Annotated in this window: 25 protein-coding genes, 1 other RNA gene and 2 pseudogenes; 8 read left to right on the top strand and 20 right to left on the bottom strand. The window is 57.5% G+C overall.

The window, feature by feature from the left end:
- Window positions 1-33: 33 nt before the first annotated feature.
- Together ykgO and DBR02_RS15945 are read right to left on the bottom strand one after the other, a co-directional pair.
- A complete protein-coding gene (ykgO, locus tag DBR02_RS15950; protein WP_063451669.1) occupies window positions 34-174 on the bottom strand; it encodes a type B 50S ribosomal protein L36 in 141 nt (46 codons plus the stop codon).
- A gap of 2 nt (window positions 175-176) precedes the next feature.
- The gene (locus DBR02_RS15945) at window positions 177-437 is read right to left on the bottom strand and encodes a type B 50S ribosomal protein L31 (RefSeq protein ID WP_063451670.1); all 261 of its coding nucleotides are present in this window, start codon (window positions 435-437) and stop codon (window positions 177-179) included.
- A gap of 226 nt (window positions 438-663) precedes the next feature.
- Here DBR02_RS15945 and DBR02_RS15940 point away from each other — a divergent pair, with 226 nt between their 5' ends.
- The gene (locus DBR02_RS15940; RefSeq protein WP_107534814.1) at window positions 664-2,232 is read left to right on the top strand and encodes an EAL domain-containing protein; all 1,569 of its coding nucleotides are present in this window, start codon (window positions 664-666) and stop codon (window positions 2,230-2,232) included.
- Between the two features lie 19 nt (window positions 2,233-2,251).
- On the opposite strand, the gene DBR02_RS15935 is transcribed toward DBR02_RS15940, so the two are convergent.
- From DBR02_RS15935 to yczE, 3 genes are all read right to left on the bottom strand, one after another.
- Window positions 2,252-5,341: a beta-galactosidase gene (locus DBR02_RS15935; RefSeq protein ID WP_107534813.1), complete on the bottom strand. Its 3,090-nt coding sequence runs from the start codon at window positions 5,339-5,341 to the stop codon at window positions 2,252-2,254.
- A gap of 103 nt (window positions 5,342-5,444) precedes the next feature.
- A complete protein-coding gene (locus tag DBR02_RS15930; protein WP_107534812.1) occupies window positions 5,445-6,515 on the bottom strand; it encodes a LacI family DNA-binding transcriptional regulator in 1,071 nt (356 codons plus the stop codon).
- 77 nt (window positions 6,516-6,592) lie between these two features.
- A complete protein-coding gene (gene yczE, locus DBR02_RS15925) occupies window positions 6,593-7,204 on the bottom strand; it encodes a membrane protein YczE (protein WP_107534811.1) in 612 nt (203 codons plus the stop codon).
- An 84-nt stretch (window positions 7,205-7,288) separates the two neighbouring features.
- On the opposite strand from yczE, the gene yczR reads away from it, so the two are divergent.
- The gene (gene yczR, locus DBR02_RS15920; RefSeq protein ID WP_107534810.1) at window positions 7,289-8,710 is read left to right on the top strand and encodes a MocR-like transcription factor YczR; all 1,422 of its coding nucleotides are present in this window, start codon (window positions 7,289-7,291) and stop codon (window positions 8,708-8,710) included.
- 70 nt (window positions 8,711-8,780) lie between these two features.
- On the opposite strand, the gene DBR02_RS15915 is transcribed toward yczR, so the two are convergent.
- The 3 genes from DBR02_RS15915 to ffs all read right to left on the bottom strand — a co-directional run bounded on the left by DBR02_RS15915 (window position 8,781) and on the right by ffs (window position 9,588).
- Window positions 8,781-8,996: a hypothetical protein gene (locus DBR02_RS15915; protein WP_015571263.1), complete on the bottom strand. Its 216-nt coding sequence runs from the start codon at window positions 8,994-8,996 to the stop codon at window positions 8,781-8,783.
- Window positions 8,993-9,244, bottom strand: a complete 252-nt coding sequence (locus DBR02_RS15910) for a hypothetical protein (RefSeq protein WP_063451676.1) — start codon at window positions 9,242-9,244, stop codon at window positions 8,993-8,995. Before DBR02_RS15910 ends, DBR02_RS15915 begins: the two co-directional genes overlap by 4 nt.
- A gap of 247 nt (window positions 9,245-9,491) precedes the next feature.
- Window positions 9,492-9,588: signal recognition particle sRNA small type (ffs, locus tag DBR02_RS15905), an RNA gene on the bottom strand.
- A 170-nt stretch (window positions 9,589-9,758) separates the two neighbouring features.
- Here ffs and DBR02_RS15900 point away from each other — a divergent pair.
- Window positions 9,759-10,070: an MGMT family protein gene (locus DBR02_RS15900; protein ID WP_063869039.1), complete on the top strand. Its 312-nt coding sequence runs from the start codon at window positions 9,759-9,761 to the stop codon at window positions 10,068-10,070.
- Window positions 10,071-10,107: 37 nt separating this feature from the next.
- Here DBR02_RS15900 and DBR02_RS15895 read toward each other — a convergent pair whose 3' ends face one another.
- Entirely contained in the window at window positions 10,108-10,635 is a 528-nt protein-coding gene (locus DBR02_RS15895) for a YbaY family lipoprotein (protein WP_107534809.1), read from the bottom strand.
- Between the two features lie 203 nt (window positions 10,636-10,838).
- On the opposite strand from DBR02_RS15895, the gene tesB reads away from it, so the two are divergent.
- Window positions 10,839-11,699 carry an acyl-CoA thioesterase II gene (gene tesB / locus DBR02_RS15890; RefSeq protein ID WP_063451680.1) on the top strand — a complete coding sequence of 287 codons (861 nt, stop codon included), beginning with the start codon at window positions 10,839-10,841 and terminating at the stop codon, window positions 11,697-11,699.
- A 95-nt stretch (window positions 11,700-11,794) separates the two neighbouring features.
- Here the strand turns inward: tesB and amtB are convergent, their stop codons facing one another.
- The 5 genes from amtB to DBR02_RS15865 form a co-directional block, all read right to left on the bottom strand.
- Window positions 11,795-13,081, bottom strand: coding sequence for an ammonium transporter AmtB (gene amtB, locus DBR02_RS15885; RefSeq protein WP_063869042.1), 1,287 nt, complete (start codon window positions 13,079-13,081; stop codon window positions 11,795-11,797).
- A 35-nt stretch (window positions 13,082-13,116) separates the two neighbouring features.
- Complete coding sequence (glnK, locus tag DBR02_RS15880) at window positions 13,117-13,455, bottom strand: P-II family nitrogen regulator (protein ID WP_006809867.1); 339 nt, start codon at window positions 13,453-13,455, stop codon at window positions 13,117-13,119.
- A gap of 211 nt (window positions 13,456-13,666) precedes the next feature.
- The gene (locus tag DBR02_RS15875) at window positions 13,667-15,448 is read right to left on the bottom strand and encodes a SmdB family multidrug efflux ABC transporter permease/ATP-binding protein (RefSeq protein WP_063869044.1); all 1,782 of its coding nucleotides are present in this window, start codon (window positions 15,446-15,448) and stop codon (window positions 13,667-13,669) included.
- The gene (locus tag DBR02_RS15870; RefSeq protein ID WP_107534808.1) at window positions 15,441-17,195 is read right to left on the bottom strand and encodes a SmdA family multidrug ABC transporter permease/ATP-binding protein; all 1,755 of its coding nucleotides are present in this window, start codon (window positions 17,193-17,195) and stop codon (window positions 15,441-15,443) included. The genes DBR02_RS15875 and DBR02_RS15870 overlap by 8 nt, the downstream gene beginning before the upstream one ends.
- Window positions 17,196-17,225: 30 nt before the next feature.
- Window positions 17,226-17,684 carry an Lrp/AsnC family transcriptional regulator gene (locus tag DBR02_RS15865; RefSeq protein WP_022647254.1) on the bottom strand — a complete coding sequence of 153 codons (459 nt, stop codon included), beginning with the start codon at window positions 17,682-17,684 and terminating at the stop codon, window positions 17,226-17,228.
- 115 nt (window positions 17,685-17,799) lie between these two features.
- Between DBR02_RS15865 and DBR02_RS15860 the strand changes: the two genes are divergently transcribed.
- On the top strand, window positions 17,800-18,846 hold the full coding sequence (locus DBR02_RS15860; RefSeq protein ID WP_107534807.1) for a PLP-dependent cysteine synthase family protein: 1,047 nt from the start codon (window positions 17,800-17,802) through the stop codon (window positions 18,844-18,846).
- 41 nt (window positions 18,847-18,887) lie between these two features.
- Here DBR02_RS15860 and cof read toward each other — a convergent pair whose 3' ends face one another.
- Complete coding sequence (gene cof, locus DBR02_RS15855; RefSeq protein WP_063451685.1) at window positions 18,888-19,706, bottom strand: HMP-PP phosphatase; 819 nt, start codon at window positions 19,704-19,706, stop codon at window positions 18,888-18,890.
- Window positions 19,707-19,807: 101 nt separating this feature from the next.
- Here cof and DBR02_RS15850 point away from each other — a divergent pair, with 101 nt between their 5' ends.
- Entirely contained in the window at window positions 19,808-21,508 is a 1,701-nt protein-coding gene (locus DBR02_RS15850) for an SgrR family transcriptional regulator (protein ID WP_107534806.1), read from the top strand.
- Between the two features lie 66 nt (window positions 21,509-21,574).
- The gene (queC, locus tag DBR02_RS15845; protein WP_045142053.1) at window positions 21,575-22,270 is read left to right on the top strand and encodes a 7-cyano-7-deazaguanine synthase QueC; all 696 of its coding nucleotides are present in this window, start codon (window positions 21,575-21,577) and stop codon (window positions 22,268-22,270) included.
- Between the two features lie 2 nt (window positions 22,271-22,272).
- On the opposite strand, the gene DBR02_RS15840 is transcribed toward queC, so the two are convergent.
- From DBR02_RS15840 to DBR02_RS15825, 4 genes are all read right to left on the bottom strand, one after another.
- Window positions 22,273-22,602, bottom strand: a complete 330-nt coding sequence (locus tag DBR02_RS15840; RefSeq protein WP_107534805.1) for a helix-turn-helix domain-containing transcriptional regulator — start codon at window positions 22,600-22,602, stop codon at window positions 22,273-22,275.
- Window positions 22,559-22,939: a type II toxin-antitoxin system RelE/ParE family toxin gene (locus DBR02_RS15835; protein ID WP_107534804.1), complete on the bottom strand. Its 381-nt coding sequence runs from the start codon at window positions 22,937-22,939 to the stop codon at window positions 22,559-22,561. Before DBR02_RS15835 ends, DBR02_RS15840 begins: the two co-directional genes overlap by 44 nt.
- A gap of 47 nt (window positions 22,940-22,986) precedes the next feature.
- A complete protein-coding gene (locus DBR02_RS15830; protein WP_107534803.1) occupies window positions 22,987-23,385 on the bottom strand; it encodes a YbgC/FadM family acyl-CoA thioesterase in 399 nt (132 codons plus the stop codon).
- A 97-nt stretch (window positions 23,386-23,482) separates the two neighbouring features.
- The gene (locus tag DBR02_RS15825; RefSeq protein WP_107534802.1) at window positions 23,483-23,863 is read right to left on the bottom strand and encodes a helix-hairpin-helix domain-containing protein; all 381 of its coding nucleotides are present in this window, start codon (window positions 23,861-23,863) and stop codon (window positions 23,483-23,485) included.
- A gap of 70 nt (window positions 23,864-23,933) precedes the next feature.
- Here DBR02_RS15825 and DBR02_RS27170 point away from each other — a divergent pair.
- Window positions 23,934-24,125: pseudogene (locus tag DBR02_RS27170) on the top strand (hypothetical protein); the annotation flags it as partial.
- On the opposite strand, the pseudogene ppiD reads toward DBR02_RS27170, so the two are convergent.
- Window positions 24,081-25,880 (bottom strand): annotated as a pseudogene (gene ppiD / locus DBR02_RS15820) (peptidylprolyl isomerase); the annotation flags it as partial. The pseudogenes DBR02_RS27170 and ppiD sit on opposite strands and share 45 nt — an antisense overlap.
- Window positions 25,881-26,012: the final 132 nt, after the last annotated feature.

Genomic DNA, 26,012 nt, shown 5'->3' with positions numbered 1-26,012 from the left:
GCTGTTGCCGGAGAAGAGGCGCTAAGCATCCGCTTAGCGCCTTTTTTTACGTCCCTGTACGGCCTTAAAGCGCGGATTGGATTTGCAAATAACGTAAAGACGCCCTTTGCGCCTGACGATCTGGCAATCCGGATGCCGTTGCTTTGCGCTACGCAGTGAGTTAAGTACCTGCATGGTTAGCCTCGCTTCGCATCAAGAAAGCCGCCAAAACGCTTGCGGAAGCGCGCCGCGCTGCCGTCCGTGGAGAAGGTCTTCTGCTTCCCGGTATAAAACGGATGCGATTTTGATGAGACATCAAGGGTGACGTAAGGATACGTTTCGCCGTCGAGCTCGATTTCCCGGTCCGTCTTAATCGTTGAGCCAACGCGGAAGTATTCATTAGCCGTGGTGTCGTGGAACACAACGGTGCGATAGGCTGGATGGATATTCGGTTTCATATCTGACTCTCATGTATTGTTATAACATAACAAAATACTAGCCGAGCCTTGCTGTAAAAACAACCCCCAGGACGATCCAGCGCACTTTTGTCTTTTATCCAAAGGTGGATTCAGATACCTGCCTGCGACTTTCGCATGCTATAACTATATCATTTAGCACTAAAATCTTTCTCCTCTGGCGCGCAAACTCACTGCCCTTCATGGGCAAATGGGAAGGAAAAACGGCATGCGAACCCGACATCTGGTGAGCCTGGTCACGGGCGTACTGATCATTTCTGTGCTGGTCCCCGTTTGCCTCAGTATCTGGCTGGCGCATCGTCAGGCAGAGGAAAAGTTTGTGGAGGCGCTGGACGGCTATGCCTCGCGCGTTCTGATCCGTACCGACAGAGTCGTCGTGCAGGCTAAACAGGCGCTCACGCACCTACAGTCGTTCAACGCCCCGCCTTGCACTCCCTTGCATTTACGTGAAATGCGCCGGGTCGCGTTCTCCTGGCGCTATGTTCAGGAAGTGATGTATGTCGATAACCTGAAGCCGCTCTGCTCTTCCCTGGAACAGTCGAGTAATACGGAGGCTCTGCCGCCTCCGGTGCGCATCACCGAGGACGGTTACAGCACGTGGCTCACCTCGCAAAACGACCTCGGCATTCACCGCTATATGGTGGTGATCGGAAAAGGGCATTATCTGGTGATGGTCGATCCGGCATCGCTTGTAGATGTCGTTCCGTTCGGCGAAATCTCGATGGATGCCGCCCTGGTGGGCAACACGACACAGCGCATATTTGCCAGAAGTCATGTCCTCGATCCGCATATCCTCTCGATTGTTAAGGATCGGCAGGAGATGACGAGCGTTCAGTACAACGGCTCGATGTACATTCTGAAGCCCGTGCCCGAGCTGGGGTTTACCGTCATTGCCTGGGCCTCGCTGAAGCCGCTGGCGGAAGCCTGGCATCAGCAGCTGCTCATCTGGCTGCCGGCTGGCGTGCTGATTAGCCTGGCGGCGGCCCTGATTGTTCTGCGGATCCTCCGCCGGCTACAGTCTCCGCGTAACCGCCTGATGGACGCGATAAACAACCGGGAGATCCAGGTTCACTATCAGCCCATCGTGGCGTTGTGCAGCGGCAAACTGGTAGGAGCCGAAGCGCTGATGCGCTGGCCGCAGCCGGATGGCAGCAACCTGTCGCCAGACATATTTGTCCCTCTGGCTGAGCAAACGGGGCTGATTTCCCAGTTAACGCTGCTGGCAATCGATAAGATCTTCGACGAGCTGGGCGACTGGCTGCATCATCATCCGGAGCTGCACATTTCTGTTAACCTGGCCCCAGCCGATTTAACGTCCGTGGAGCTGCCGCGCCTGCTGAGCCAGCTGCTGAACAAATGGAAAGTCCACCCGCAGCAGATAGCGCTGGAGTTAACCGAGCGCGGCTTCGCCGATCCCGCCGTCAGCGCCCCGGCCATCGCGGCGTTTCGCCGTGCCGGACACGCCGTCTACATTGACGATTTTGGTACAGGCTACTCCAGCCTGAGCTATCTCCAGGATCTGGATGTCGATACCCTGAAGATCGATAAATCTTTCGTGCACGCGCTGGAGTATAAAAATGTCACCCCGCACATTATCGAAATGGCAAAATCGCTTGAGCTGGCGATGGTGGCAGAAGGCATCGAAACGGAAGGACAGATTGCCTGGCTGCATCGCCACGGCGTGCAGTACGGACAGGGCTGGTACTACAGCAAGGCGCTGCCTGAGGCGGAATTCATTCTCTGGGCCGAGCGTAATCTCAACAGCGGCTCCGCCTGAGCGGAGCCGGTGCTTTTATTCAGCCGTTCTGCTGCCAGCAGAAGGTGTAGCGCAGCTGCCGGTTTTGCAGAAGGAAGTCCGGCGCCACGCTCGGGCTCCAGGAATCATCTCCCCCTACGCCCATGTGGAAGGCGTCCAGGTTCAGCCAGCAGCCCGGCTCTTCCCGTAGCAGATGCTGATGCGTTGTCTCATGCAGCTGCTGCTGGCTGTAGCGGCTCACGGAGAAATGGAACCGCCCCTGCAACCGATGCGCGCCAAACGCCAGCTCGCGGGTGTCGCAGCGCAGGCCGTTCTCCGTCGGGAAGATATACGGCGTGTGCATGGCTTCCAGCGGAAGCGTCCAGCGCCCCTGCTGCGCCGCCAGCTTTCTGTCCGGATAATTTTCCAGCGGCCCCAGCCCCAGCCAGCGCACGGTTTCCGGGACATCCACCAGCATAACGCTCAGGCCCACGCGAGCAGGCTCGGGAATATCAGACGCTACCGTCACCTGCACGTCACCGTGCAGCGCGCCGCGATCGTCAATCCGCCAGATCTTACGGCTGACAAACAGCGCTTTCCCCCGGGATTCCCAGACGTGCTGCGTGGTCACCACCACCTCACGGGCGTGCTGCTCCGCTTCACACTGGAGAAGGCGCGGCGACATCTCATACATCCCCGCCGCCTTCCAGCGCTCCACCCACGCGTTCGGATCGATGCGGGTCGCCTCGCTGACGCCGATATCATTGTCCAGCGGCGCGCGGGTAAAATTATCCGTTAGCGGAGAACGGAGCGTTTCAGCCCCCACGTTCCACCACTGGGTCAGGTTTCCGGTAAGGCGGCTAAACTGCCAGCGCTGCTGCTGATGGACAATCTCCAGCGCCTCGCCGCACGTGGTTAGCTGCGGGGCCGTACCTTCCACATTCGCGGGCGCAACGTATAGCGGGGCCGGGAGCGGCCATTGATCCCAGGCACAACGGTGGCCGGACGGCGACCACGGCGTCTCCTGCGGCTGGACGACTTCCACATTGAGCCAGACCTCACCCGGCTCAGCAGCAAGTTCAGGCAGCGGGATCTCGATGCGTTGCGCCTCCTGGGGCGCGACAGAAAGCGTCAAGCCGCCACAAGCCACTACCGCACCGTCACGCGCCACCGACCATTGCAGACGTTCGTTGTCGGTATGACGGAACAGATAATCGCTCTGTACCTCGACGACCAGCGGAGAGGTGCTCACCAGCGTAAAGGTAAAGAACTGCTGGGCACGCTGCGCCTCGAAAAGGGCGGGATGCGGGGTGCGATCGGGGAACACCAGCCCGTTGAGGCAGAACTGACGATCGTTGGGCTTATCGCCAAAATCGCCGCCGTAGGCCCAGAATGCCGCGCCATTTTCCTCTTTTTTGGTTAATGCCTGATCGACCCAGTCCCAGACAAAGCCCCCCTGCAACCGGGGATGGCTGCGGAATGCCTGCCAGTAGCTGGCAAAGCCGCCAAAGCTGTTGCCCATCGCGTGGGCATACTCGCACAGGATCAGCGGACGGGTTTCGTCCGGCATGCCGATCCACTTTTTAATCGACCACTTTGGCACCGCCGGGAACGGCTGATCCTGATCGACGCGGGCATACATCGGGCAAATAATATCGGTTGCCGCCGTACAGGCGCCGCCGCCTTCGTACTGCACTGGACGTGTGGGATCGGTGGTTTTCAGCCAGCGGTACAGCGCATCGTGGTTCGCTCCATGACCAGATTCGTTTCCTAAAGACCAGATGATGACTGACGGATGATTCCGGTCCCGCTGCACCATACGCGTTACGCGCTCGCTCATGGCGGGCAGCCAGCGCGGATCGTCCGCCAGGCGGCTCATCGGCACCATGCCATGGGTCTCGATATTCGCCTCATCAACCACGTACAGGCCATAGCGATCGCAAAGCGTGTACCACAGAGGATGGTTCGGATAATGCGAGCAGCGCACGGCGTTGAAGTTATGCTGCTTCATCAGTTCAATGTCGCGGCGCATGGTCGCCTCATCCATCACCTGCCCCTTCTCAGGATGATGTTCGTGACGGTTCACGCCGCGGATCAGCAGCGGCTTGCCGTTGAGCTTCAGCAGACCATTGCTGATTTCGACGCGCCTGAAGCCGACATCGCAGGCTTCGGTCTCCAGCACACTGCCCTGCGCATCACGAAGCGACATTGTCAGACGATAGAGTTCTGGTGTTTCGGCGCTCCACAGCGCGGGATCGTTCACGGGCATCGCAACCGTGAGCCGCTCCGCCCAGCTGCCCCGTTCATCGACGATGGCCGATCCTGGCTGCTGCGAGGTTTGCGCGCAGGCTTCGCCGTTACGCCACAGGGTAAACGCCACCTCACATTCGGCGTAGCGTGAACCTTCCAGCGCCACGTCAACCCGGAGTATCGCCCGATCGCATTCGGCATTCAGATCGGTCACGACCTGATAATCGGCAATCCGCGTTTCCGGCTTATGCAGCAGCGAAACGTCACGGAAAATGCCGCTCATCCGCCACATATCCTGATCTTCCAGGTAGCTTCCGTCGCACCAGCGTAACACCATCACCGCCAGGCGGTTTTGCCCCGGTCGCAGCACCGCGCTAAGGTCAAACTCCGCGGGCAGACGACTGTCCTGCGAATAGCCTATCCATTGGCCGTTACACCACAGATGAAAAGCGGAATTGACCCCGTCAAAAATAATGCGGGTCTGTCCGCTGCGCGGCCAGGCGTCATCCACTTCAAATGTGAGCGAGTAACAGCCGGTAGGGTTTTCAGCCGGAACATACGGTGGGTTCACATTTATCGGATAGGTGACGTTGGTATAAATGGGGGTATCAAATCCCTCCATCTGCCAGTTCGACGGCACGGGCATCTCAACGGCGTCAGCAAGATCGTCCGTTACCCAGGCCTCGGGAACCTGCTCTGGCGCGGCGAAAAAGCTGAATTGCCAGACGCCGTTAAGCGAGCGCTTGCTCAGCGAAGGCTTATCCACCCGGGCGTGTATTTCATCGCGCCAGCTATGAAAAGGCGCGTGTGCGGCCAGACGGTTCCATTGCGTCACGCCGGGGTTTTCCCAGTCACGACGAGCCAGAAGTGTGCTGAGGGTCAGCGGTAATGTAGAAGACATATCAACCTCTTTACGAAGCGCTCACAATTTTAGTCAACATGCCCTGGTAAACGGTGGCGGTAAAGGCTTTGATCGTCACCAGGCGAGCCCGATCACAAAAGCGCTAGCTGCGCGCCAGTTTCTCCGCCAGCAGCGCCAGCGTTCTTAGCTGCTGCGCCAGATCTTCACGATCGGCCTGCTGCGTCGCGTGCGGCGCGGTGGAGTGACGAACGATCAGCGTAACGGGAAGCTGTTTTTGCCAGCGTTCGTCGTGGGGAGTGGGCGCCAGGAGCCACTCCACGCTGCGCTCACCGGCCTCGCGGAACGCCTGCCGAATGGTGGTCAGCGGGGGGGAAAACCATGCGCTGTCGGCCGTATCATCAAATCCGACCACCGAGATCTGACCCGGTACCGCAATCCCTTTTTCCGCACAGGCGCGTATAACGCCGAGCGCCATCTGATCGTTCGCAACGAGGATCGCGTCGGGCAGCGCCGGGCCCGATAAAAGCTGATGCCCTTTCTCGTAGCCGGAGGCCGCGCTCCAGTCGCCCTGCGCCACTGCAAACGCCTCCACGGAGGCCTGAGCGAGCGCGGTTTTCCATCCCGCCAGACGCGCCCGGGCAGAGACGGAACTTTCCGGACCGGCGAGCAGCGCAATTCGCCGATGCCCCAGCGAAAGCAGATGCTCCGCCCCCAGGCCAGCGCCCTGTTCGGCATTGAACACGAGGCTGTTCACCCTGGCTGAGGGGGAAACATCGAGAAAAAGAACCGGGATCGGCGAAGCCATTTCCTGAAGCATTTCTGCCTGTGCATCTTCCAGCGGAACGTTCACCAGCAGCGCCTCCACGCGCTGCGCCAGTAACGCCTGCAAAGCAGCCTGACACTGCGCGGGCTGTTCCACCATAGAGATGAGCACGCTTGCCCCCTGCTCCACTGCCCGGGATTTTACGGCTGAGACGATTTGCGACGGCGCATGCAGCGCCAGATCGGTCGTTATCAACCCGAGCGTGCGGGTGCGTTTCCCGGCCAGCTGCTGCGCGCCACGGTTAGGCACATAGTGTAGCGCCGCCATGGCCTGGCGGACCTTTTCCCGCGTGCGGGCAGAAACGTGTTCCGCGTCGTTAATCACCCGGGAAACGGTCTGATAAGAAACGCCCGCCTCGCGGGCAACGTCATAGAGAGTGATCGCTTTCATACATTCTGGCGTCGCAAAAAGTGTAACCACTATTCTGACACAGTTACGCCATTATAGCCTGTGAGCGCTTCGCAAAATTAGACAATCCGCTCCGGCTGCGGTGCTTCCTGAACGCGCGGCCTATGGCGAAACCACGGCAAACAGAGCTGGATCAGCGGGCCGATGGTTAACGCATACAGCACGGTTCCAACGCCAAACGCTCCCCCGAGGAGGTAGCCGATGATTAACACGCTCACCTCGATCGCGGTACGCACGCTGCGAATCGACCAGCCCAGCCGGGCATGTATACCGGTCATCAGGCCGTCACGCGGGCCAGCACCAAAACCCGCCCCGATATACATCCCGGTGGCAAGGGCGTTAACCACAATGCCTGAAACCAGCAGGATAATGCGCACGGGCAGCGAAGTGAGTTCCGGGATCAGAGCCAATGACGCATCAGCCGCCAGGCCGATACAAATCACGTTACTGACCGTACCCAGCCCCGGAAGCTGGCGCAGCGGGATCCACAGCAGCAGCACCGCTGCTCCGGTTAAAATAATCACCGTGCCGATACTCATCCCGGTCTGGATGGCGACGCCAAGGTGGAAGACATTCCAGGGGTCTACCCCCAGATCCGAACGAATAAACATCGCGGTTGAAAGCCCGTACAGGCCTAAACCGACATAAAGTTGTACCAGACGACGTACCATTTTCTCTTCTCCGAAGAACCCGGTTCCATCTTCGGTGAAAATGGCACTATGATTAATGTCCAGTTTTCAAATAGTGGACTGCTCATGTCATCACGTCGTTTTGGTAGCCAGTCTCTGGTTCGCCTGTTAGGGCACTGGCAGCAAGCCTCTTCCCGCACCCCGCTGTGGCGCCAGCTGGCTGACGCGCTACGCCTGTTGATTCTGGATGGCAGGCTGGCGCTAAACACTCGCCTGCCCGGTGAGCGGGAGCTGGCCGCCGCACTGGACGTCAGCCGCACCACCATCAGCAGCGCGCTGGCACATCTGCGGGAAGAGGGGTATCTGGAGAGCCGTCAGGGCAGCGGTTCGCGCGCGATCCTGCCCGACAGCCGCGCGGTGCCCACCCTTTCCACTGCCAGCGCGGCGCTTGATCTCTCTACCGCCGCGCTCAACGCGGGGCCCGAGATCCACCAGGCCTACGCCCACGCGCTGACGGCCCTCACGCCGAACCTGGCGCTAACCGGGTACGATCAGCTCGGGCTCCCGGCGCTGCGTGAAGCCATTGCCGCCCGCTACACCGCACGGGGTTTGCCGACCCGGGCAGACGAAGTGATGGTGGTGAACGGCGCCGTCAGCGGCTTCGCCCTGATCTTAAGAATGATGACCGGTCCCGGGGATCGCGTGGTGGTGGATCATCCTACCTACCCGCTGGCGATCGCCGCCATTCAGGGGGCGCTCTGCCGGCCCATGGGCGTCTCGCTGCCTGAAACGGGCTGGGATACCGATGGTTTTGCCGCAACGCTTGCCCAGACCGCCCCGCGTCTGGCCTATCTGATGCCGGATTTTCATAATCCGACGGGGCGCTGTATGGATGCCGCAACGCGCCAGACCATAACCCACATTGCCGCGCAAACCCGCACCACGCTGGTCGTGGATGAAACCATGGTCGATCTCTGGTTCGATGCTCCCCCACCGCCGCCGCTGGCCGCCTTTAACCCGGAGGCCGCCGTAATAACGCTGGGTTCCGCTGGAAAAAGCTTCTGGGGTGGGCTTCGTCTCGGCTGGATCCGCGCCTCGTCACGCACTATCGCCACGCTCGCGCAGACGCGCGACACGCTGGATCTGGGCTCACCGGTGCTGGAACAGCTGGCCACGCTGTGGCTTATCGAAAACAGTGAAACTTTTCTGCCCGCTCGCCGGAAAATGCTGGCAGAACGGCGCGACCGCTGCGGCCAGATGCTGCGGGAACATTTTCCCGAATGGCGGTTCCAGGAAGCGGAGGGAGGACTTTCATACTGGATAGAGTTACCCGGCATGCTGGCGACGCAGCTGGCGGCACGCGCCGAGACGACGGGCATCATTATGGGCACCGGCACGCGCTTTGGGCTTTCAGGTGCGTTTGACCGCTACCTGCGCATGCCCTTCTCCCTCAATCCGCCAGAGCTTGAAGAGGCATTATTGCGGATTAAACCGTTGTGGCTTGCCTTAAACAGAAGTACACCGCCAGTAAAACGGAGCCTGGTATAAATTTTTCACCAGAAACAATAAAAACTGCTGACTGTAACGCATGCAGTCAGCAGTTTTCATGAAGAACAACTTAATGTTGAGGAGGAATCGGGAAGCCTTTCAGTGAAATAATGAAATTATCCCCTTCTTTCTTTATTTTTGCACCGGTATCACACCAGTCAGATGCAATTCGAAAGAACTCGTCACTTCCTACATTCCAGCCAAGACGAACATGTTTCACGTAGCCGGAACGTAACAGATTACAGGCCTCGTTGTAGTCGCTGGCCGTCGATAGTTGTTGTTTCATTTTCTCTTCTTCAGAAGTTTACGTAGTGCTTTGATTTCTTTAGGAGTAAATGGAGTTACGCTCTCTTCTTCCGTATGCTGATTATCAATATCCTCTTCCGATACTCCCGCCTCTTCTACCGCTTCAAATGCCAGCAGCAGCAGTTTCTCTGTGGTCACGCTTAAATTCTCATTATTATCTTCCGCATAGTGGCGAAGTCTTTCTTTTAGCGCTTCATCAATTTTAACGTTTAAAACCGCAGTAACCATGATTGTCACATCCTTTCGGAACACGTGTTTAATTTAATACACGAAGATATGTATGTTATCCAGATATATATTTTTTTGCTTATGACAACAAAAAGACGCCCGATAATAAAATGACAGTCTATTATTACAGGTTTATGACAATATTATTTCAGTTAAATGAAAAACATATTACGACACAGCATAAAGGCGTACTGTTTTCAGGGTTTAATAAGCGGGAGGATTGGTGAGGAACACAAATGGGTGGGGGCCCTGCCAGCTACATCCCGGCACCCACGTCGTCTGCCCTGGCTGCTTCCTTCCGGACCTGACCTGGTGAACAGAGTAGCGTTGCGGGAGAACCAACAGAGCCCCCATTGAGAGCGTTGATAACCAACGCGCTGGCGCATTATCCCTGTGGAGCACTACAATTGCAAGCCGCTGGCAACCGGATGCTGGATTATTGCGCAAACTGCCCCTGCAATCTGCTTTATCTTCGTTTACCCTACCCCTTCGCTGATTTTCCGCAGGAGAAACAATGGACGAACATGACACTTTCCCACAACGAGTGTGGCAAATTGTGGCCTCAATTCCGGAAGGTTATGTCACTACCTATGGTGAAGTTGCCCGACTCGCAGGTTCTCCACGCGCGGCGCGTCAGGTTGGCGGTGTGCTAAGAAGACTACCGGAGGGGAGCACGTTACCGTGGCATCGGGTCGTCAACCGCCATGGCGCGATCTCTCTCACCGGACCAGACTTGCAGCGCCAGCGTCAGGCATTACTCTCAGAAGGGGTTCAGGTGTCCGGGTCAGGACAGATTGATATGCAGAAGTATCGGTGGGAGTACTGACGCCCTCTTCAGGAGGCCTGAAGAGGGCGAAAGAAAATTACAGCTGAGTCGGCGCTGTTGGCAGAGCCGGCTGGTTGGTCTGAGGCGCAACGGGCACTGCCGTTTGCTGGACAGGAACCAGGGTCAGGTCGATTTTGGTGCCGCCTTTATTAACCGCTTCCTGCACGGTATCGGTGATAAAGACCAGCTTATCGTTGATCGTTACCGCCGCGCTCAGGAGGATACGCGCGTTAGGCTGCACGTCAGACGGGTTATACGGCAGCACGAAGCTGAACGGCGCCTGTTTACCTTCTGTACGAACCGCGCGCTGGGCCAGCACTTTCGACGGTGCATCCGCCAGAGAGGCATCGGACAGCGTAACCGTGAGTACCGCGTCCGGCGGCAGAGCAACTTTCTGCTTGATCCAGATAGTACCGGATACGTTAGGCTGTCGAATGGCTTGCTGTGAAAGGGTGTTAATCCCGTTTGGGGTTGCCGTTGGCACCGGGACATCGGCACTCTTATCCGCACAGGCGGACAGCGCTACCGCCATTGCAACACCGCTTAACATAGGCACGAGTTTCATTGAAGTCTCCTTATCATCAATGCACCGGCGGGATCGATCCCATCCGATGTCGTTTTATTCACATAACGTAAACAAGTGTGGCACAAATCACGGATTAATGCCTAATTTTGGCCTGGTATTAAGATAATTCCACCCATCGGACCACTCTCGTTTCTGCGTTATACTCTGCGTATCTTTCGCCACGGCGTTTATTGAGGACCACTATGAGTCAGGCACTGAACAATCTGCTGACATTGCTAAACCTGGAAAAAATAGAAGAAGGGCTATTTCGCGGACAGAGCGAAGATTTAGGCTTACGCCAGGTTTTTGGCGGCCAGGTCGTGGGGCAAGCGCTGTATGCCGCAAAGGAGACCGTCCCGGCAGACCGTCTGGTGCACTCGTTCCACAGCTACTTTTTACGCCCTGGCGACAGCGCTAAACCGATTGTGTACGACGTGGAAGTTCTGCGTGACGGCCAAAGCTTCAGCGCCCGCCGCGTGGCGGCCATCCAGCATGGAAAACCCATCTTTTACATGACCGCCTCGTTCCAGGCGCCAGAGCCGGGGTATGAGCATCAAAAAACGATGCCCCCTGCCCCGTCGCCGGACGATCTGAAATCGGAAACCGACATCGCGCGCGCGCTCGCGCATCTGTTGCCGCCGCAGGTAAAAGAGAAGTTTCTGTGCGATAAGCCACTGGAGATCCGCCCGGTAGAATTTCATAACCCCATGAAGGGTCACGCTTCCGAGCCCACCCGTCAGGTGTGGATCCGCGCCAACGGCAGCGTTCCGGCAGATTTGCGCGTGCACCAGTATCTGCTCGGATATGCGTCGGATTTCAACTTCCTGCCGGTTGCGCTACAGCCGCACGGCGTGGGATTCCTGGAAAAAGGGATGCAGGTTGCCACGATTGACCACTCTATGTGGTTCCACCGTCCGTTCGATATGAATCAATGGCTGCTTTACAGCGTGGAGAGTACCTCTGCGTCCAGCGCGCGCGGCTTTGTACGCGGGGAGTTTTATACCCAGGATGGCGTGCTGGTGGCCTCGACGGTCCAGGAAGGGGTCATGCGTAACAGAGGATGATGTAAAAAAGCCCGGTAACGCTACGCTTACCGGGCCTGAGGATCCTGTTTTTGCAGGCCGGGTAGACGAAGCCGCCACCCGGCAAAGCACGCAAATCATGCGTTATAAGCATTCTCGCCGTGGCTGTTGACGTCCAGACCTTCGCGCTCCTGCTCTTCCGGCACGCGCAGCCCGACGGTCATATCGGCCAGCTTGTAGCCGATAAAGGCCACCACGCCCGACCAGACAACGGTAATGGCAATGCTTTCCAGCTGGACCAGCACCTGATGCATCATGGTCACGCCTTCCGCGTAACCCACGCCGCCGAGAGACTGCGCCGCGAAGATGCCCGTCATTACGCAGCCGATGATGCCGCACACGCCGTGCACGCCGAACACGTCGCACGGATCGTCAACGCGCAGAATACGTTTCAGCGCGGTAACGCCCCACAGCCCCGCCAGACCGGCGACGATGCCGATCAACAGCGCGCCGCCCACGCCCACGTAACCGCACGCTGGCGTGATGCCCACCAGGCCGGCAATCGCCCCGGAACAGGCACCCAGCAGCGATGGCTTGCCGCGAACGGCCCACTCGCCAAATACCCAAGAGAGGATAGCGCCGGCGGTTGCCACTACGGTATTCACGAAGGCCAGCGCGGCGATTTCGTTAGCGGCACTGGCTGAACCGGCGTTGAAGCCGAACCAGCCAAAGTAGAGGATGGCTGTGCCGGTAAAGACCATCGGCAGGTTGTGCGGTTTGAACGCTTCTTTCCCGAAGCCCACGCGTTTGCCAATCAGGTATGCGCCGACCAGGCCTGCTACCGCGGCGTTGATGTGCACAACGGTACCGCCCGCAAAGTCCAGCGCGCCATGGGAAGCCAGCAGACCGCCGCCCCAGACCATATGTGCAATCGGGATATAGGAGAGCGTCAGCCAGACCACCACAAAAATCAGTACCGCAGAGAAGCGGATACGCTCGGCCAGCGCGCCCACAATCAGCCCCACGGTGATGCAGGCGAACGAGCCCTGGAACGCGACGTGAATATACTGATAGAAGCTGCCCATCACCGCGGTCAGCTCGATATTTTTCAGCATCGCCCAGTTAACGTTGCCGAAGAAGGCGTTACCCTCGCCAAAGGCCAGCGAGTAACCGTAAACCACCCACAGCACGCACACCAGCGCGAACGTGACGGCAACCTGCGTCAGCATGGAGAGCACGTTCTTGCCGCGGATCAGGCCGCCGTAAAACAGCGCGATGCCCGGAATCGTCATGAACAGCACCAGCGCGGTGCAAATCATCATAAACGCGTTATCGGCTTTGTCTGCCACGGCAGGTGCAGCCATTGCCAGGCCCGGCAGCAGCGCCAGCGACCCCAGAGCTGTTTTCATTGTTGTTCTCTTCATTTTCTCGATCCCTTTCACTGTGTGCCAGGAGTTACTTACAACGCCGCTTCGTCAGATTCGCCGGTACGGATGCGAATGACGCGCTGTAGTTCAGCAACGAAAATTTTGCCGTCGCCAATTTTGCCGGTGTAGGCCGCTTTGCTGACCACATCAATCACCTCATCAAGCTGATCGTCGGCAATCGCCACGTCAATCTTCACTTTTGGCAGGAAGTTAACGCTGTATTCCGCCCCACGATAAAGCTCGGCATGACCTTTCTGACGCCCAAAGCCTTTCACTTCGGTGACGGTCAGCCCCTGAATACCCATGGAAGACAGCGCTTCGCGCACGTCTTCGAGTTTGAATGGTTTGATTACCACCGTAACCAGCTTCATAAATCCCCTCCAGTCAGAATTCGGTAATGGCCGCAGCTAACACGAAAGGGACATTGCAAAGGGTGTGCCAGAAGTGAAATGTGAGAAGGAAAGCGGCGCGGCGCGCATGCTCAGAGAACGGGTGAAAAAAAACGCACCATGACGGTGCAGGGTGCGTTTCCGTTTTGCACCAACAGGTATGTCTGTTAGCACATTGCCTTGGAATGGTGCATCAGGCGCTGAGTGACTCATCCTCGCGCACGCTGGCGGCCAGCTCGTCGCCTGCCAGCTGCAACTGATACATCTGCCAGTAGCGCCCTTTTGCCTCAAGCAGCTCCCTGTGCGTTCCCCGTTCAACGGCCTGACCACGGTGCAGCACCAGAATGGTATCGGCATCGACGATGGTTGAGAGGCGGTGGGCGATCACCACAAGCGTGGTGCGATCCCGCACGGCAGCCAGCGCCTGCTGGATCGCCTGTTCGGTACCGGAGTCGATGCTGGCGGTCGCTTCATCCAGAATCAGCACCTGCGGCGTCTCAATCAGCACGCGCGCCAGCGCCAGGAGTTGCTTTTGCCCGACGGAGAGGTTGTTGCCCTGCTCGCCCAGCCGGGTATAGATCCCCTCGCTTAAACCGCGCGCCAGATCCGCCAGCTGTACCGTCTCCAGCACCTCCCAGACCTGCTCAGGTGTGAACGGTCGTCCCAGCGTCACGTTGGCATAAAAGGTATCGGCCAGCACCACCGGATCCTGCTGCACCATCGCAACGCCCTTGCGCAACGCGTTGTGGCTAAGCGCGGCAAGAGGCCGTCCGTCCAGACGGATCTCCCCCTGCGTCAACGGATAGTAGCCCATCAGCAAACTGGCGAGCGTGCTTTTGCCGCTGCCGGTATGCCCAACCAGGGCGACAAAACCGCGCGACGGCACATCCAGGTTGATATCCTGCAAGACAAGCTGGTCGTCGCGATAGGCAAACGAGACATGATCGAACGCGATAGATCCACTTTCCAGCGGGCGGTCGTCATCGCCATAGGTTTGACGCGGCCTGTCCATCAGCTCGAACACACGCTCGCCCGCGACCACCGCCTGTTGCAGCATCGACTGCTGCGTGGTGAGTTCAATCAGCGGCTCGTTGAGGCGTCCGAGGTAGCTGATAAACGCGTACAGCACCCCCACCTCAATGGTTCCGCGCGTCGTCAGGCCAAACAGCATCAACAGCCCGCACAGCACCAGCGCAGAGAAGAGGCTCAGCAGCGGGCGTAACAGGAAACCGTCCAGACGTAACGTCTGCATCCGCGCCATATAGTGCGAGCGGCTGGCTTCCCCCATTCGCTCGCCAAAACGCGCCTGCTGGCGAAACTGCTGGATAACGCTCATGCCGTTGATCACTTCGTTGAAGCCATCATTGATATCCGCAAGGTAAGCGCGCACGCGACGAACAATCGGCGTGCTGTAGCGCTGGTAAATCACCATCACAATCAGCACTGCCGGGAAAATAGCGATCGCCACCAGCGCCATTCGCCAGTCAAGGCTGAACATCGCCACCAGCATCGCACCGATCAGCGCGGCACTGCGCAGAACCGTTGCGACAACGGTGACGTACAGGTCGCGGATCACTTCGGTGTCGTTAGTGACACGCGAAATAACCTGTCCGACCGGCTGGGTATCAAACTCGCTCAGCGGCTGGCGCAGCGCGGCATCCATCACATCCGTGCGTAGCTGCTGAACCACGCCCACTGCGGCCCGGTTAAACAGCAGCGACTGCGCATAGTGTAGCCCCGCCGCCGTCAGCTGTAGCCCGACATACGCCACGCCCAGCCCCGCCACCAGCCCCAGCGGCAGATAGCGCTTCGCCACCATGTTATCGATGAAATAGCTGATTAGCAGCGGGCCGGTCACCTCTGCAATCGCGGCGATCCACAGCAACAGCACGGCGATGGAAAGCGGTTTGCGCCACGGTGAGCCATAGGCGAGCAGCCGTTTTAACGTCGGCCACATCTGTCCAAACTTACGCATCGGCGACCTCCTCATCCAGCGCGGCTTCAAGCTGTTGATAGCGGTACATATCCCGATACCAGCCGGTCTGCCCGGCGAGCTGCTCATGCTGACCACGCTGGGCAATATGTCCGTGCTGAAGCACCAGAATTTCACTGGCTTCGGTAAGCGCCGACAGACGGTGCGCGCTGATGATGACCGTGCGCCCCTCCCCCCACTGGCGAAGGTTATGCAGAATTTGATGCTCGGTACGCCCATCAACCGCCGACAGCGCATCATCCAGAATCAGGATCTCAGCGTTCAGCAGCAGCGCGCGGGCGATGGAGATACGCTGCTTTTGTCCACCGGAGAGCATCACGCCCCGCTCCCCCACTTCCGTATCGTAGCCCTGCGGCAGGCGCAAAATATCCTCGTGGACGCTGGCCAGGCGCGCTACGTGCTCGATCTCGTCCTGCGTCGCCGTCGGGCACCCGAGCGCGATATTGTTGGCAATGGTGTCTGAAAACAAAAACGGCGTCTGGCTAACGACCGCCAGGCGGCTGCGCCAGTCATCCAGCAGCAGGCGCGGCAGGGGGACATCGTGGAAACGGATATCGCCTTCGCTCACGTCAAAATGGCGCTGAATGAGTGCCAGGAGGGTACTTTTTCCGGACCCCGTCGGGCCGCAGATGCCCAGCATCTGACCAGGCCGCAGCGTGAAGCTGACGTTTTCAAGCACCGGGTGTTCCGTTTGCGGGTAGATAAAGGCGCGAACGTCAGCCTTCAGGATACCCGGACCTTCCGGTACCGGCTCGCTGCCATCGTTCACCACCGGCACTTCCGCCAGCATGGCGCGGATACGGCTGTAGGCGGCGCTCCCGCGCTCAACGATATTAAACATCCAGGCCAGCGCCAGCATCGGCCAGATCATCAGCCCGAGGTACATCGCAAAGCTGGTTAGCTGACCGAGGGTCATCGTGCCCTGCACCACCATCCAGCTGCCGCCGCCAACCGCCAGCAGGTTCGCCATGCCAATCGCAATATAAATTGTCGGATCGAAACGGGCGTCAATCCGCGCCACGCGCATGTTTTTCGCGCCGGTGTCGGCGGCGTCTGCGGCAAACAGCGCGGACTGCCTGTCTTCCAGACCAAACGCTTTGATCATGCGGATGCTGGTCATGCTCTCCTGGGTGCGATCGTTCAGCGATGAGAACGCCGCCTGCGCCAGCTTGAAGCGTTCATGGAGCTGCTCGCCGTAGCGGTTAATCGCCAGCGCCATCAGCGGCATCGGCAGCAGCGCCAGCAGAGTGAGCTCCCAGCTAATTTGCGTAGACATCACAATCAGTACCGCACAGCCCATCACCAGGGAATCCACCAGCGTTAATACCCCTTCGCCGGCGGCAAACACCACGCGATCCACGTCGTTAGTGGCGCGGGCGATGAGATCCCCGGTACGGTGACGCAGATAAAACTCAGGGTGCTGGCGGCTCAGCTGGCGGTAAAAATCTTCGCGCAGCTCCACGGCAAGCTGGTAGGACGCGCCAAACAGCAGCACGCGCCAGACATAGCGCAGCAGGTAAACCACCACGGCCGTCAGCACCAGCGTGCCGACCCACATCATCACCCGTGCGGCGGTGTAATGTTGTTCGGTAACGCCATCCACGACGTATCCCACCACTTTGGGCGGGAGCAGTTGCAGGATGGCAATGATGATAAGCAGGGCCACCGCGCCGAGGTAGCGTTGCCACTCCCGACGAAAGTACCAGCTTAATTGGGCAAATAATCGCACGCGGTATTTTCCTGAAGGTATTTTATGATGTTATTCAATGGGTAATGCTGTGGTGTATTTAATCTGTTCCATGGCAAAACTGGAGGTGACATCGGACAAGCCCGGTACGCTGTTGACCAGCCGCTTGTAAAAATCATCGTAGCGCTTCATGTCCGCCACCTGAACGCGCATCAGATAGTCGTATTCCCCCGCCATGCGCCAGAAGCCGAGCACCTCGGGCATATCGGAAACCTGCGTGACGAAGCGGCTGTACCATTCGCTGCTGTGATGCTGCGTTTTTATCAGGACGAAGGCGGTCAGTCCAAGCCCCAGTTTTTCGGGATCCAGCAGCGCCACGCGTCCCAGCAGAATGCCATCATCTTCCAGCTTCTTGAGGCGCTTCCAGCACGGCGTGGTGGTCAGATTAACGGCATCTGCCAGCGCCTGCAAAGAGAGGGTGCAGTCGCTTTGCAGCAAAGAAAGCAGCTTGCGGTCAATTTTATCTAGCATACCCACCTCGCAGAGAAAATTATTCTCCATACATTCTATTTTAAAGGCCAGATAGCAACAATTTTTTCTGTGCTTTTCGCTATGCTGTGCACAAAATGACAAACGGATAACTACGATGAATAGCACCTGGGTTAAACATGCCATCAGCGAAATAAATGCCGACTATCAGCGCTCGGCAGACACCCACTTAATCCGCCTGCCTCTGCCGGGATTTCCCGGTATTCAGCTCTATCTAAAGGATGAAAGTACCCATCCTACCGGCAGCCTGAAGCATCGCCTGGCGCGTTCACTCTTTTTATACGGTTTATGTAACGGCTGGATTAAAGAAGGCACCACGATTATTGAATCCTCATCCGGCTCTACTGCCGTTTCCGAGGCCTACTTTGCCCGCCTGCTGGGCCTGCCGTTTATCGCCGTGATGCCTTCCTGCACGGCGAAACGCAAAGTCGAACAGATCGAATTTTACGGCGGACGCTGCCACTTTGTGGAAAGCGCCTGCGAAATCTACGCGGCCTCCGAAATGCTGGCCCGCGAGCTGAATGGTCACTATATGGACCAGTTCACCTTCGCCGAGCGCGCCACAGACTGGCGCGGCAATAACAACATTGCGGACAGTATTTTCCGCCAGATGACCCACGAACCGCATCCGGTTCCGTCGTACATTGTGATGAGCGCCGGTACGGGCGGAACCTCCGCCACCATCGGACGCTACATTCGCTGTCAGGGCTACGATACCCAGTTGATGGTGGTCGATCCGCAGAACTCGGTGTTCCTTGATTACTGGCAATCCCGCGATGCCGGCCTGCGTAGCCCCGTGGGTAGCAAAATCGAAGGGATTGGTCGCCCGCGCGTTGAACCCTCGTTCATTCCGGACGTCGTTGATGAGATGCTTCGCGTGCCGGACGCTGCCAGCGTCGCGACGGCGCACTGGCTGGAGACACAGCTTGGCCGTAAGGTCGGGGCCTCAACCGGCACCAATATGTGGGGCACGCTTCAGCTGGCGGCGAGGATGCGTGAAGAAGGCCGTACCGGCTCTGTCGTCACGCTGCTGTGCGACAGCGGTGAGCGCTACCTGGAGACCTATTACAACGCGCAATGGGTACAGGCCAATATCGGCGATGTTGAACCGTGGCAAGCGCAGATTTCTCAGCTGGTGAAATAAAAAAAAGCCAGACTTAAGCCTGGCTTGCTGGAAGGATCTCGCTATTCGGGGGAATATGGGAGGTTATTTTTGTCCAGCCAATGTGTCAAAAAATGGGACACCGCTTCGTTACGACAGTGTCCGATAACCGGTAAATGAGGGAGCGCGGCGATAAGTTGCGGCATCGCGTTCCCCATAATCAGCCCACGGCCAACGCTGCCCAGCATCTCGTGGTCGTTCATGGCATCGCCAAAGGCCATGCAGTCCTGCATCGTCAGCCCAAGATGGTCGCTCAGCACCGCCAGCGCAGAACCTTTGTTACAGCCCACCGGCAACACTTCAAGACAGTCCACCGCTGAGAAGGTCAAATGTGCCCGGTCGCCCAGCGCCTCGTTAAGCTGAATGCGCAGGCGGCAGAGGTCGTCGTGATCGCCGCAGAAGCAGATCTTGGTCACCTTGTGCGCCGGAATACGGCGCAAATCGATAAGCTGATACTTAAAGCCGCTGTAGACGTGCGCGTGCAGCAAGTCCGGGATCTCGCGCCCGGTAAACCAGCCTTCATCGTTAAAAACGTGCACGCTGGCCTGGGTATCCCAGGCGCTGTGCAGGACAATATCGGCCACTTCCGGGTTCAGATCCTGACGGTGCAGCACCTCGCCGTCGACGGAGTGAATGCGCGTCCCGTTGCCGGTGATCAGGAACGCATCGAGGGAAAATGTTCCCAGCAGATGGCGCATTTCAAGGACATGACGACCGGTGGCAAACGTCAGGGTGACTTCACGCTCGTGCAGGCGCTTAAGGGCGTTGAGGGTTTTCTCCCCTAAACGGTGATCCGGCATTAACAGCGTGCCGTCCATATCAAATGCAGCGAGCCGAGCCATGATTACTCCCGAAATGTGATGCGGTTAACTTGTGCATCAGTATTACGTGAGATATACGGAAGTAATAGTGAATAGATGATAATTATTGTTCCGGGTTTTCCATGCGCCAGCTTAACCGTCTTAACCAGTATCAACGTCTTTGGCAACCCTCCGCCGGCGCGCCGCAGCAGGTGACCATCAGTGAACTTGCCAGCCGCTGCTTTTGCAGCGAGCGCCACATTCGCACCCTGCTGCGTCAGGCGCAGGAGGCGGGCTGGCTAAGCTGGCACGCCCGGTCCGGACGAGGAAAGCGAGGGGAGTTACTCTTTCACGTCACCCCGGATTCGTTGCGTAATACGATGATGGAAGAGGCGCTGAAAAGCGGGCAGCAGCATAACGCCCTGGAGCTGGCCCAGCTCGCGCCTGAAGATTTGCGATCGCTGTTGCATCCGTTTCTGGGCGGGCAGTGGCAGAACGATACGCCAACGCTGCGTATCCCCTATTATCGCTCGCTGGAGCCGCTTCAGCCGGGGTTTTTACCTGGCCGGGCGGAGCAGCATCTTGCGGGACAGGTGTTCTCTGGCTTGACGCGTTTCAACGGTAACAGCAGCGAACCTACGGGCGATCTGGCGCATCACTGGGACGTTTCTGCTGACGGTCTGCGCTGGCATTTCTATATTCGCTCCACCCTGCACTGGCATAACGGCGATAAAATTGAGACGTCGCAACTCCAGCAAAGCCTGACGGCGCTGTTATCGCAACCCGGCATGGGCACGCTTTTCCGGAGCGTCCTTCGCATCGAAACCACGCATCCACAGTGCCTGACGTTTATTCTGCATCAACCTGACTACTGGCTGGCGCACAGGCTGGCAACCTACTGTAGCCGTCTGGCGCATCCCCGCCTCCCCGGGGTTGGCAGCGGCCCCTTCCGTCTGAGCGTTTTTGAGCCCGAGCTGGTGCGTCTGGAAAGCCACGAGCAGTATCACCTCAGCCATCCGTTGCTTAAGGCTATAGAGTACTGGATCACACCACAGCTTTTTGACTACAGCCTGGGTACCAGCTGCCGCCACCCGGTGCAAATCGCCATTGGTCAGGCCGACGAGCTGGCCAGTCTGCGGCTGGTGAGTAACAGCACCAGCCTGGGCTTCTGTTACCTCACGCTGAAGCAGAGCGCGCGCCTGAGCGAGCTTCAGGCAAAGCGGCTGATTAATATCATTCATCTCTCAACGCTTCTGCACACGCTTCCGCTGAACGAAGGGCTTATCACGCCTACCGGGGAACTGCTTCCCGGCTGGGCGATCCCCCAGTGGCCTGATTTAACCGATGTTGCGCTGCCAGAGGCATTGACGCTGGTCTACCACCTGCCGGTGGAGCTTCACACCATGGCCAGCCAGTTAAAGGCATACCTTGCGCGGCAGGGTTGCGAGTTGACCGTCATCTTTCACGACGCCAAGACGTGGGACGGGTGCCAGCCGCTTGGCGAGGCAGACATGATGATGGGAGACAGACTGATTGGCGAAGCGCCGGCGTACACGCTTGAGCAGTGGCTCCGCTGCGATGCACTCTGGCCGCATCTGCTGAGCGCACCGGCATACGCCCATTTACAGGCCACGCTGGATGCAGTGCAGATGCAGGCCGACGATCGTGATCGACACGCAGGGCTTCAGGCCATATTCAGCCGGTTAATGGAAACTGCCGTCCTGACGCCGCTCTTTAACTATCAGTATCAAATCAGCGCCCCTCCGGGCGTCAACGGGATACGCCTTAACACCCGCGGCTGGTTTGACTTCACCGAAGCCTGGCTCCCTCCCCCAAACGCGTGAAGAAGCTGGTCGCCGCTGTAGCCAGGCGTTAACATGACGCTTTTACCGTAACTGTCGAGATGATCTATGAAACGTGCCGTCGTCGTGTTCAGCGGAGGACAAGATTCCACAACCTGCCTGATTCAGGCGCTTCACCAGTATGATGAAGTTCACTGCGTCACTTTTGATTATGGACAGCGTCATCGCGCTGAAATTGATGTCGCTCGTGAACTGGCCCTGAAACTGGGCGCCCGCGCGCATAAAGTGCTGGACGTGACGCTGTTAAATGAACTGGCCGTCAGCAGCCTCACCCGTGACAGTATTCCGGTCCCTGATTACGAGCCGGATGCCAGCGGCATTCCGAATACCTTCGTACCGGGCCGCAACATTCTGTTCCTGACCCTGACGGCAATCTATGCCTACCAGGTAAAAGCCGAAGCGGTAATTACCGGCGTGTGTGAGACCGACTTCTCCGGTTACCCGGACTGCCGGGATGAGTTCGTGAAAGCACTCAATCACGCCGTGGATCTGGGAATGGCAAAAGAGACCCGCTTCGAAACGCCGCTGATGTGGCTGGATAAGGCCGAAACCTGGGCGCTGGCCGACTACTGGGGCAAGCTGGATGTGGTTCGCAACGAGACCCTGACCTGCTACAACGGCATTAAAGGAGACGGCTGCGGCCAGTGTGCCGCCTGTAACCTGCGCGCAAACGGGCTGAATCATTATCTTGCGGATAAAGCGGGCGTGATGGCCGCAATGCAGAAAAAGACCGGGCTGAAATAGGGCTACCTGACCGTGCTGTCGAACAGTTTTACGCCGGCAGCACGGGTAATTTTCATCAGAGTAGACAGCGTTGGGTTGCCTTCTTCGGACAGGGTTCGATATAGCTGCTGACGTGAGAGTCCCGCTTTGGCTGAAATTTCCCCGATACCGCCACGCGCTTCGATGACACGTCTGAGAGCAATCAAATAGGCCGGGATCCCCTGATCTTCGTAAATTTCATCCAGTGCAATTTGCAGATACAGCTGTGCGTAAGAAGGATTTTCGCGCAGCATCTTCACTACGGCTTCATCATGGCTGACGGTACTCGAGAATTTTCGCTCGCTTTTGTTCATTGGGTTTATCCTTTAGATGATCCTTCCAGTAGTCTATTGCCAGCTTTACATCCGCTTTCTGGCTCTTTTTGTCACCGCCGATCAGCAACAATAAGATTTCCCGATGTTGTACTGCAAAATAGACTCGATAACCGGGACCACAATCAATCTTCAGTTCCCAGACGCCCTCTCTGAGATAACGGTAATCACCGAAGTTCCCCTTCTCCGCGCGGTCGATTCGCAGAAGGATCCGAAACGCCAGCTCCGGATCCTTTCGCCTCATTTTTGTTACCCAATCCTCAAACGGTATCTTCCCGTCACGGGTCCGGTAGCGTTCAACAACGTAGTCCCTGTTCATTATTTTATCCCTGAAAATCCTTTTTGTCTTTTATAAAAGACAAAAGTCTACGCGATCATCAGCTCCAGCTTTTCGCGCAATTCTCCTTCAAGCGGCAACGCTTTCTGGGTTTTGAGATCAATGCAGACAAAGGTGATCAGCGCGTCTGCCACCACCTGTCCTTCAGGCTCCAGCGTGACGACCTGGCTCAGCACGCCGCTTTTGCCATTCAGCTGCTGTACCTGACTGGTCACGGTAAGCACATCCCCCAGCACGGCCGGACGACGGTAGTTAATGTTGATGTTAGCGACCACAAACGCGATGTTGTTTGCAGTCAGCCACTGGAAACTTTCGCTGTTTTCCAGGCCGCCCCAGCGCGCCTCTTCAAGAAACTCCAGGTAGCGGGCGTTATTGACGTGCTGGTAAACATCGAGATGATAACCACGGACTTTGATTTGTGTTTGCATAGCGCAATAGCCTTTCGTTGTTATAGGATCAGAGGTCATAACTGGTATGACCTCTTTATCCTGGCAAATTTTTGCCGCAGTGCAAGTGATTACGCGATTACAACGTCAGGTGTGCGAGATTGCGCTCAACCAGCGCGCTGCCCATCCCCGGGACCTGCTTGAGATCGTCAATGGTTTTAAAGGGGCCATACTCTTCGCGATAGCTGACGATGGCCTGCGCTTTTTTGAGCCCCACGCCATTCATCGCCCGGGCCAGATCCTCCGCAGAGGCAGTATTGATACTGACCCGCGAACCCTCGTCCTCGGCCGCTTTGGTGCTGGCCGTCGCGTTGGCTTTAACATGACCTTGCGACGTCGCATCCGCCTGGTTTTGTACAGCCTGCGCTTTAGCGGCGGGGGTTGCAGCCAGCGCTCCCGCACTCATCCCGGAAGTGGCAATCGCCAGGGTAATTAACAGTGCTTTGATTCCAGATTTCATGCTGCTTTCTCCTTGTTTGTTGACAGCCAGGCCACGATAGCCGCACGGGGAAACAGGCACAAACAGCAGATTGCAGAAATGGAAAAGGCCGCGAAAGCGGCCTTTAGTTTTTGCAGAGCGTTACGAAAATCTGCGAGCAGGTACGAAATTATTGCTCCTGGGTAACCACATCACCCAGCTTGATTTTGGCTTCTTTACGCAGGTTGCTCATCATCGCTTCGAAAGCAATCTGCGCATTGTTCTGGGTAATACCCTGAACCATAGCCTTCTTCTGCGCGTCCGGCAGCGTGCCGGCTTTCACTTCATCCAGCGCCAGAAGAACCACATTACCCTGCATATCGGTCGTGGTACCAAAGACAGGTTTGTCCTTCGCCGGCAGGCTCAGACCAAACGCCGCCTGGCTGACAGGATCCTGACCGGTACGGCTCAGCGTTTTGGCTTCGCCAAAGCTCAGGCCAGCCGCCTTCATCGCATCACTCTTACCGGCTTTCAGATCGGCCAGAATTTTCTCTGCATCCAGTTTTGCCTGCTGTGCCGCTTTATTATGTTTCACCAGCGCCACCACCTGATCTTTCACTTCCGCCAGCGGTTTCACCGCCTCGGCTTTGTGCTCGCTGACGCGCAGAACAAACGCACGGTCACCGTCGACGGTAATGATGTCTGAGTTGCTGCCCGGCGTACCGTTCTCGCCCACCAGACCCCCATTGAAGATGGCATCAGAAACCGGTTTGAAGTTCAGTTCTTCCGGCAGGTTTTCGTGGCTGAACCAGCCCGTCTCAACCGCTTTAACGCCGGCAGCCTGCTCCGCGCCCGCCAGTGATTCGTTGTCGTTGCTTGCGGCATCGCTCACTTTCTGTTGCAGCGCGTAGAAGGCGTCAAGCGCTTTCTCCTGCTTCACTTTCGCAGCGATATCGTCCCGCACCTCAGCCAGCGGCTTGGTTTTTGCCGCAGTGATATCGTCAAGGCGCGCCACCAGGAAACCAACGGAGGATTTGATCACGCCAGACAGCTGGCCTTTCTCTTTCAGGCCGGCGTTTTTCAGCTCATCCGGGGTGGTTGCGTCTTCCAGCCAGCCCATATCCCCGCCGTTTTTGGCAGAAATAATGTCGGTGGATTTTGCTTTCGCCACGGTCGCGAAATCTGCGCCTTTGTTCAGCTCGTCCAGAACGGCTTTAGCTTCTGCTTCCGTTTTGGTCTGGATCACGCTGTAGCGGTTACGCTGCGGCTGGGTGAACTGATCCTGATGCTGATCGTAATAAGACTGGATCTCCGCGTCAGTCGCGTTTTCCTGCATCGCCGCCGCGTCCAGCTTGATATAGCTTACGCGGAACTGTTCAGGAGAGATGAAGTTGTTCTTGTTTTGCTCGTAGTAAGCATTAACTTCAGCGTCGCTGACCTGCTGTTTCGCCGCCAGCGCGTTGACGTCAATCGTCGCTTCGCGCACCGCGCGTTGCTGCGCCACCAGCGCCGCCAGCTCTTCCGTTTCGCCTTTCAGCATGAAATCGGTACCCACCACAGCGTTGATCAGCTGTTGCGTGGTCAGCTGGTTACGCAGCGCCTGCGCGTACTGGTCAGCCGTCATACCCATCTGGTTAACAATGCTGTTATAGCGCGCGTTGTCGAACTTCCCGTTAGACTGGAAAGCCTGCGTCGAGAAGATGGCTTTTTTGACCTGCTCATCGCTGATGCCCAGACCCAGGCTTTTCGCGTACTGGTCCAGCAGCGCTTCGTCGATAAGGCGGTTCAGCGTCTGCTGACGCAGGTTTTTCATATAGCCTTCGTTGGCTGCGAGTTCAGAGTATTGGTCGCCCAGCTGCTGCTGCATGCGGTTACGTTCACCAGCAAAAGCGTTCTCGAACTGCCCACGGCTAATTTCCTGGCCGTTCACTTTTGCGGCGTAGTTCGCGCCACCGCCGATGAGGTAACTACTCACACCGGTCAATATGAACGACACGATAATGATACCGAAAATAATCTTGAGCACGAGACTGTTAGCAGCCGTGCGTAAGCTGTCCATCATGGTGTAACAACACTCCGCTGTAGGTGACTGGTTACCTGACGCTGACGGAAAATCCTGACCGTCGCGCGTAAAGGCGTATTGTGACAAGAAAACAGGGCAATTGTCAGCCCACAACTCGCATAAACTCGC

The organism is Enterobacter cloacae complex sp., from assembly GCF_900322725.1.
Taxonomy (GTDB): domain Bacteria; phylum Pseudomonadota; class Gammaproteobacteria; order Enterobacterales; family Enterobacteriaceae; genus Enterobacter; species Enterobacter quasihormaechei.
Note: the sequence above shows the minus strand (reverse complement) of the source record. Positions and strands in the feature narration are given on the sequence as shown.